6 protein-coding genes and 1 pseudogene are annotated in these 6,792 nt (G+C 68.9%); 5 read left to right on the top strand and 2 right to left on the bottom strand.

Translation table 11 applies throughout. From position 1 onward, the window contains the following. The first annotated feature begins 135 nt into the window (after nucleotides 1–135). The 4 genes and pseudogenes from D0C15_RS30430 to D0C15_RS35835 all read left to right on the top strand — a co-directional run bounded on the left by D0C15_RS30430 (nucleotide 136) and on the right by D0C15_RS35835 (nucleotide 4,349). Nucleotides 136–1,071 carry a CorA family divalent cation transporter gene (locus D0C15_RS30430; RefSeq protein WP_091679418.1) on the top strand — a complete coding sequence of 312 codons (936 nt, stop codon included), beginning with the start codon at nucleotides 136–138 and terminating at the stop codon, nucleotides 1,069–1,071. Nucleotides 1,072–1,102: 31 nt separating this feature from the next. Continuing rightward, nucleotides 1,103–3,757 carry a magnesium-translocating P-type ATPase gene (gene mgtA / locus D0C15_RS30425; protein ID WP_245788968.1) on the top strand — a complete coding sequence of 885 codons (2,655 nt, stop codon included), beginning with the start codon at nucleotides 1,103–1,105 and terminating at the stop codon, nucleotides 3,755–3,757. A gap of 51 nt (nucleotides 3,758–3,808) precedes the next feature. Next, nucleotides 3,809–4,060 (top strand): annotated as a pseudogene (locus tag D0C15_RS35630) (MgtC/SapB family protein); the annotation flags it as partial. 49 nt (nucleotides 4,061–4,109) lie between these two features. Next, a complete protein-coding gene (locus D0C15_RS35835; RefSeq protein ID WP_091679421.1) occupies nucleotides 4,110–4,349 on the top strand; it encodes a hypothetical protein in 240 nt (79 codons plus the stop codon). 206 nt (nucleotides 4,350–4,555) lie between these two features. Here the strand turns inward: D0C15_RS35835 and D0C15_RS30405 are convergent, their stop codons facing one another. Next, nucleotides 4,556–5,401, bottom strand: coding sequence for a hypothetical protein (locus D0C15_RS30405; protein ID WP_091679423.1), 846 nt, complete (start codon nucleotides 5,399–5,401; stop codon nucleotides 4,556–4,558). 3 nt (nucleotides 5,402–5,404) lie between these two features. Here D0C15_RS30405 and D0C15_RS34350 point away from each other — a divergent pair, with 3 nt between their 5' ends. Continuing rightward, the gene (locus D0C15_RS34350) at nucleotides 5,405–5,608 is read left to right on the top strand and encodes a hypothetical protein (RefSeq protein WP_143101977.1); all 204 of its coding nucleotides are present in this window, start codon (nucleotides 5,405–5,407) and stop codon (nucleotides 5,606–5,608) included. A 273-nt stretch (nucleotides 5,609–5,881) separates the two neighbouring features. On the opposite strand, the gene D0C15_RS30400 is transcribed toward D0C15_RS34350, so the two are convergent. Continuing rightward, the gene (locus D0C15_RS30400) at nucleotides 5,882–6,754 is read right to left on the bottom strand and encodes a recombinase family protein (RefSeq protein ID WP_091679426.1); all 873 of its coding nucleotides are present in this window, start codon (nucleotides 6,752–6,754) and stop codon (nucleotides 5,882–5,884) included. Nucleotides 6,755–6,792 lie beyond the last annotated feature (38 nt).

The following is a 6,792-nucleotide window of genomic DNA, read 5'->3' as shown; positions in this document are numbered from 1 at the left end:
CCCGCGGCTCCGACCGCCTGAACCGTCCCGCGATCCGATCATGAACCCGATCCAGCTGCCCCATCACCACATCGACCACCACAACGATGATCTACCACACGACGACCAACTGCCGTTGCAGTATTAGGAGACGTCATGGAAACTCGGACTGAACGGACTCGGTTCGACCCGGTCGATCTGCGTCGTCGTTGGGTCCAGGTTCCGGCCGGTGATCCGCAGGTGGCTGCCGAGCGGATCGAGGGACTGGGGGTGGATTTCGCGGCGGCCAACGGTCGGGTGTGGGAGACCGACGACTTCGTTTATCTGCCCGTGGTCGTCAACCTGCGCACCGGGGACACGATCAGCCGCGAGGCGGTCGTGTTCGCGCTCGGCCACGACGTGCTCGTCACCTTGCAACCAGAAGTCAGGTTCGCGCCGTTCGACAAGGCCGTTGCGCGGATGCGGCGCACGCCGCACCTGGCCGGGTCGCCGCACGGGGTGATGTATGCGCTGCTGTACGCGCTGAACGAGGCCGCCGAGCGGGTGATCGACTACGCCAGCGACGCCCTGGAGGCGATGACCGACGAGATCGACATGGCCACGAAGGGGGTGGACGAGAACGGGCGGGACATCGGGGTGATGGACATGCAGGACACCATCGCTCGAATGAACGAGGCCGAGGAGATCGTGTCCCGCTCCCAGGAGTCGCAATTGCTGCTGGCCCGTGCCGCCCGGTACCTGCGTGCCGAGACCGCGGCGAGCGAGGTGGAGCTGGGCAAGCTGATCGACATCCTGATCGCCGACATCGACGGGGTGAAGGAACACGCGAGTTTCGAGCACGACAAGGTGCGTTATCTGCAGCAGTCCATTATGACGTCGCTGGATGTGAAGCAGAACCAGATCGTCAAGGTGTTCACCATCATCACCGCGGTGTTCCTGCCTCCGACGCTGATCGCGACGTTCTACGGCATGAACTTCACCTGGATGCCGGAGCTGGAATGGGAGCACGGCTTCCTGGTGACCACGCTGTTAACCCTCGTGGCGGCGTTGATTCCGCTGGCCTACATCAAGCGGAAGGGCTGGCTCCGGTGATCACGACGCCTCAGTCGCCTGGAGATGGGTTGTGAACCGGGTGGCGAACGGCGTGGTGTCCTGGGTTGACCCGGAGCTGCGGGAGCTGGCGACAGCGGCCCCGATCACGCTGTTTCAGCGGTTGTCCAGCTCCCCGAAAGGGCTGACCGAGCAGGAGGCAACCCACCGGTCGGCCGTGTGCGCCGACAATCGGCTGCAGCGGCACGAAGGGTCGGTGTGGGTGGGGCGGGCGCGGTCCGCGGTGGCTAGCCCGTTCGTGGCCTTGCTGACCGGGCTGGGCGTGGTGTTCACCGTTCTCGGGGATCTGCGTGGTGCGGTCACCGTGAGCGTGATGGTGCTGCTCAGTGTGGTGCTGCGGTGGTGGCAGCAGGTTCGGTCCGATCAGGCGTTACGCGGCCTGCGGGCGCTGGTGACCACGACGACTACGGTGCGCAGGCGGCCCGGTGACGGGCTCGCCCCGACCGAGCGGGAGGTGCCGCCAGAGGACCTGGTACCGGGTGACGTGATCGTGTTGGCGACGGGGGATCTGGTGCCGGCCGATGCGCGGGTGGTGGCGGCCAACGCGCTGCTGGTCGACCAGTCCGCGCTGTCCGGGGAGACCCTGCCGGTGCGCAAGGGGCCACCATCGCCTGTGCCCGATCGGCAACCCCGCGGCCGGACCGGTGGCGAGATCGCGGACCTGTCGTCGGTGTGCTTCGCCGGCACGTCGATCCTGAGCGGCACCGCGACCGCGGTGGTGATCACCACGGGGCCGCGCACCTACTTGGGGACGATGGCCGAGCAGGCCCGGCACGCCCGCCCTGAGAGCAGCTTCGACCGCGGCGTGCGCGCCGTGGGCTGGACGCTGGTGCGGTTCATGCTGGTGATGGCGCCGATCGTGCTGGCGGTCAACGGCACCGTCACCGGCGACTGGGCGCAGGCCGCGCTGTTCGCGGTCGCGGTCGCGGTCGGCTTGACCCCGGAAATGCTGCCCGTGATCGTCGCCGCCAACCTGGCCCGCGGCGCGGTGCACCTTTCCCGCCAGCAGGTGGTCATCACCCGGCTCAACGCCATCCAAGACCTGGCGGGCATGGACGTGCTGTGCGTGGACAAGACCGGCACACTCACCCAGGACCGGGTGGCCTACGCGCACAGTATCGACCCGGCCGGACGGCCGGACGGCGAGGCCGCCGAGTACGCCTACCTGGCCGTGCATTTCCAGACCTGCCCGCACAACCGGCTCGACGAAGCCATCATCGACCAGCTCGCCACCGACGACGCGCCGCTGGTCACCGACGCGGCGTTCACCAAGATCGACGAGATCCCCTTCGACCACACCCGGCGGCGCGCCACGGTGGTGGTGCGACAGCAGCCCGGCGAGCACATCCTGATCACCAAGGGCGACCCCGACCAGATCCTGCCCCGCTGCACCCACGCACGGCGGGCCGGCGAGGTAGTCGAGCTCAGCGAAGCAGATCGCCGCGAGGCTGGCGAGGTCGTGCGCGCTTACGCTGATCACGGCATGCGGATCTTGGCCGTCGCCGCCTGCGAGTATCCCGCCCGGCTGAGCGGCTACGACGAGGGTGACGAGCACGACCTTGTCCTTGTCGGGTTTGTCGGGTTCGTCGACCCGGTGCGCGACAGCGCGGCCGACGCGGCGCGGACCCTGGCCGACCACGGAGTCACGGTCAAGATCCTCACCGGTGACAACCGGCACGTCGCAGCGCAGGTGGCAGCCCAGGTCGGCATCCCCGTGGGCGAGATCGTGCTGGGGACGCAGGTTGAGGATGCCGACGACGCGCAGCTGCGTCGGCTCGTGGCGCGCACGACGGTCTTCGCCCAGGTCAATCCGGTACACAAGGCGCGGATCGTGACCGCGCTGCGGGACGCCGGGCACGCGGTTGGGTTCGTCGGGGACGGGGTCAACGACACAGTGGCGTTGCGGACGGCGGATGTGGGGATCGCTGCGGACACCGCCACCGATGTCGCCAAGGACGCCGCCGATCTGATCCTGCTGGACAAGGACCTCACGGTGCTGGCCCGCGCGATGGTGGAGGGTCGCCGCACGCTGGGCAACACCATGAAGTACGTCAAGATCACCGCGAGTTCGAACCTGGGCAACGTGCTCAGTGTCCTGGTGGCCAGCGCGACGCTACCGTTCCTGCCGATGCTGCCCATCCAGCTCATGGTGCAGAACCTGCTCTACGACGCGGCGCAACTGGCGCTGCCCTGGGACCGCGTCGACCAGGACTATCTGCGCCGGCCACGGCGGTGGGACACCGGCGGCCTGACCCGATTCATGCTCACCTTCGGCCCGCTGAGTTCGCTGTTCGACCTGGCCACGTTCGCCGTGCTGTGGTGGCTGCTGGACATCGACAGCCCCGCCGAGCAGGCGATGTTCCAGGCAGGTTGGTTCATCGAGGGACTGCTCTCGCAGGTCCTGATCGTGCTCGTGCTGCGCACCCGCCAGACCGGGATGCAGGTCTGGACGCCGTGCGGCGCACCGTCTCGGCCGGTGCTGGCCGCCGCAGTAGCGGTGGTACTCGTTGGCCTGCTGCTGCCGTGGTCGCAGCTTGCGGGCGCGCTGCGGATGGCGGCGCTGCCGCTGGGCTACTTCCCCTGGCTGCTGGCGATCTTGTTCAGCTATGTCGTGGCGGCCCAGGTCGTCAAGGCGAGGTACCTGCGTGGCGGGCGAGCGTGGTTGTGAGCCGCATCGGCTGCGGTGGCGGCGTTCGGGCGGGGCGGCCAGGGGCTGATCATGACGACGCGAGCGGAAGATGACTCGGGCACCGTCGAGATGGCGCTGCGTGTCGGCGCTGGCGTCGGGTTGGGCGCGCTGATCGGTTTCGAGCGGCAGTATCGGGCCCGGATGGTGGGGCTGCGGACCAATGCCCTGGTTGCTGTGGGGTGCCACGCTGTTCGTGCTGCTGTCCGCCTACGGCTTCGGGGATGTCAGCGGCGCCAGCTCTGCCGATCCCACGCGGGGTGCCGCCCAGATCGTCTCCGGCATCGGGGGTTCCTGGGTGCTGGGGTGATCCTGCGGGACGGGCTGAGCGTGCGTGGGCTTGGACACCGCCGCCACGCTGTGGTGCTCAGCCTCGGCGGGGGCGCTGAACTGGGGCGGCATCCTGCTCATGTCGCTGGGCGCCCAGTGGTACATCCTGTTCAACGTCATCGCCGAGGCCAGCGCGATCCCCAGCGACCTACGCGAAGCCGCCGCTGTGGTGGCGGAAACTCATCCTGCGGGGAATCTTCCCCGGCTATTCACCGGCGGTATCCCGCCGCCCCTTCTCCGCTGAAAACGCCCAGCAGCAACTCGACACCCCGCCATCGCCTGGGGCCGCTACGCCGAACTGTTCGACTACGACACCGACACCGACCAGATCACCGCCGATCCCGCCGCTGGCCTCCACCCATCGATCTCCTCATGAGCAAGGACACGAAGCTCAGCGACTTCACCCGGTGACGCGACGTGGACACATAGTGGACACACATGGCGCCACGGTTACTCGGGTGCGACGCTTCGTTGTCCCTGGCGAAGGCGGCTGGCGACGTAGCTGGCGCGGTCGCCGCCGTTCTCCCGGTGCCAGGCGCTGGCGGTGGTGTCGGCCACACCGAGCAGGTCGGCGAGCATCTTCCAGTGGACGGAACCAACCAGTGACATCCAGGCGCCGTTGCGGGCGGTGCGGGCGCTGGGGACGCCCAGCTTGCGCAGCCGGGCCTGGAGGGTGGCCGACGTCATCGGCCGGTCGGGGCGCAGCCCTGGGAACAGGTAGGGAGTCGGGCGGTGCCGCAGCGCGCCCGCGAGCGGGCGGCGGTTGTTGACGAGCTGCTGCAGGAGTACGGACAGCCGGGGGCGTAGCCACAAGGGGTCGCGGCCGAGTTGCAGGCCGAGGACGCCGGGCTCGTCCGGGTGGGCGAGGACGTCGTCGGTGGTGAGGTTGACCAGTCGCCAGCAGCTTTGCCCGTATTGCAGGACCAGGCAGCCGGCGGCACGATCGGTCAGCGCCTGGGTGTCGTCGGTCTCCAGCTTGACGGCGAGCAGGACTCGGTCGGTGTCGCTCATGATCTCCCGGTTGCCGGTGTGGGCCGAGGTGCCGATCGCGACGTGGGCGGGGGCGAGGCCGTTGGTTGCGGCCCACAGCAGGAACGGGCGCGCGTAACGCTGGCGGGGCCGGTTGCGGATCAGCCAGCGGTCCATCACGGGTTGGGTGAGGGCGGCCAGGCTGATGCCGCGGGCGCGGAGGTAGCTCAGCAACAGGCGGGCGGCGTCGAGCTTCCGCCGGAGGTGTTCGCGCTGGTAGCGCGTGAAGCCGGAATCCCGCTCGGCGCGCTGGTGGGCCAGGGGCATCAGGTGCCACCGGACGTAGCGAGCCAGGATGGTCTTGTCCTGCTGGACGGTTACTCGGGCCAGCAGGGTCTGGACGTCGCGGGTGAGCTGGGCGAGTTCTTCCTCGCGGGGTTCGAGGATCTCGGCGAGTACCGCGCAGGTGCTGGACCGCGGTGGTCTGCCGGAGCTCGTCGAGTGCCTCGTGCGAGCAAGCCAGTTCGCCGGTGACCATGCGGCGGATGAGTTGTCCGCCGGGCCGGCGCAGATACAGGCACAGCGAGTACGGGTTGTCGTAGCTCTCCAGCAGCTCGGCCAGCGGCGCCAACCAGGCGGCCGGTTGCCCGTCGGGCTGGGTGAACAGCTCGACCAAGTCCCGACGCGCGATGCAGGATACGCAGTGCCCGCGCAGCAGACGGCCCATGGCCCCACAGGTCGGGCAGCGGTAGGAGGGGGACCGCCGGGATACGGGAGAAACCTGCCAAGTAGTCGGGTAGTGCCTGGTCAGGCGTCGTTGTCGGCGAGGGCGCGGTAGAGCGAGGCAACTGAGGGGTGCCGGCCGGCGTTCTTGCCGGTCTTGATGGTCAGCTTCTTGACGATGTCGGGCATCGGGGTGCCCTTGTCGCGCAGGGCGCGGGCGAAGAGCACGTCGTCTTCGTCGATCACCTTGGGTCGGCCGCCGTGGTTGCCGCGTGCGGCGGCGGCCTGCTGGCCTTCGAGGGTCTTTTCGCGGATGTAGTCGCGGTCGAGCTGGGCGGCGACGGCGAGCACGGCGAAGAGCATCGATCCCATACCGTGTGGGTCGTAGATGCCGGTCAGCGGCCCACTCAGCAGCTCCAGCTGCACCCCGCCACCTTGCAGCTGGGCGGACAGCGTCATCAGCTCGGCGGCGTTGCGGGCAAGGCGTTTCATCTCGTGCACGGTCAGGATCACCGGCTGGTCCGGTGCCGCGATCTTGATCTCGTGGGCGAGGGTGAGTGCCTTCTCCAGCTCGGGGCGGATCTTGATGCGGGTGCTGATCTTCTCGGAGAACACCCGCGTGCAGTGCGCGGCCGCGAGCGCGTCGAGCTGGCTTTGCAACTCCTGGGTGGCCGTCGAGCAGCGAGCGTAGCCGATCCGGATCGGCGCCCCGTTCGTCTCAGGCGCCGGCGCGGCGACCTCGGGGCACTGCGTCCACTTCTTGCCGGGCCCGCGATCGGCCGGGACGGGTACGGTGAGTTCGTCGCGTAGCGCGGGCACGAGGATGAAGCGCGCGGTGTGGTACTTCGCGGCGGTCTTCCCGGCGCGGGTGCGGCAGGCGCTGCCGGCGGGGACGTCGCATTGCGGGCAGGGGTGGCGTTCGACCGCGGCCGCTGCGTCGTCGGGTCCGAGTTGCATACCTCCAGTCTCTCAGAACTCTGTCAAAACCGGGGGGG

The sequence above is a fragment of the Amycolatopsis palatopharyngis genome, assembly GCF_003385185.1.
GTDB classification, from domain to species: domain Bacteria; phylum Actinomycetota; class Actinomycetes; order Mycobacteriales; family Pseudonocardiaceae; genus Amycolatopsis; species Amycolatopsis palatopharyngis.
The sequence above is the reverse complement of the archived record's forward strand: the minus strand, read 5'-3'. Positions and strand labels throughout refer to the sequence as shown.

Coding starts and splice junctions, on each gene's coding strand:
- D0C15_RS30405 (WP_091679423.1), bottom strand. CDS start 5,401: ATGCCCCTGGCCCACCAGCGCGCCGAGCGGGATTCCGGCTTCACGCGC.
- D0C15_RS30430 (WP_091679418.1), top strand. CDS start 136: ATGGAAACTCGGACTGAACGGACTCGGTTCGACCCGGTCGATCTGCGT.
- D0C15_RS30400 (WP_091679426.1), bottom strand. CDS start 6,754: ATGCAACTCGGACCCGACGACGCAGCGGCCGCGGTCGAACGCCACCCC.